Origin of the sequence: Haemophilus sp. HMSC61B11 (genome assembly GCF_001838615.1) — a bacterium.
Classification (GTDB): Bacteria; Pseudomonadota; Gammaproteobacteria; order Enterobacterales; family Pasteurellaceae; genus Haemophilus_D; species Haemophilus_D parainfluenzae_AD.
On record NZ_KV837984.1, the window covers coordinates 1 to 424 of the forward strand.

General features: G+C 34.2%; 1 pseudogene. It reads right to left on the reverse strand.

Going from position 1 to position 424, the window contains the following annotated elements:
- Positions 1-176: pseudogene (locus HMPREF3263_RS10690) on the reverse strand (penicillin-binding protein 1A); the annotation flags it as partial.
- Positions 177-424 lie beyond the last annotated feature (248 nt).

Consider the following 424-nt stretch of genomic DNA (forward strand, 5'->3'; position numbering starts at 1 on the left):
CCGATCAATTTGCCATCAGCCGTATAAATTTGCATCGGTTGTTGTAACTCGACGGTTTTTAGGCTTTCTACCGATGGTAAGGAGGATTTTAAGTGAAAATACAGTACACCACCGGCGACTAACCCCAGTATACATATCGTAAATAGGGTACTTAATATTAATTTTGCGATCCGCATCGTAAAATTCTCTCTGGTTTAATGAATATTCAAAAAATCAAAATTATGATTTTGGCTGCTAAGTATAAAAGATTAATCCCTTAAAGAATAGGAAAGAATATGGGAATTGCTCATAGAAAGCAGCAAAAACAACAAATTGGTGTGAGTAAACAACAAGATAACCTCTATTTTGTTTGGCTAGATGAATTCAACAAAGTTCAATCTATTTGCTTGAATGGACAACAAAAGGACATTTTTTCCCAGTTATT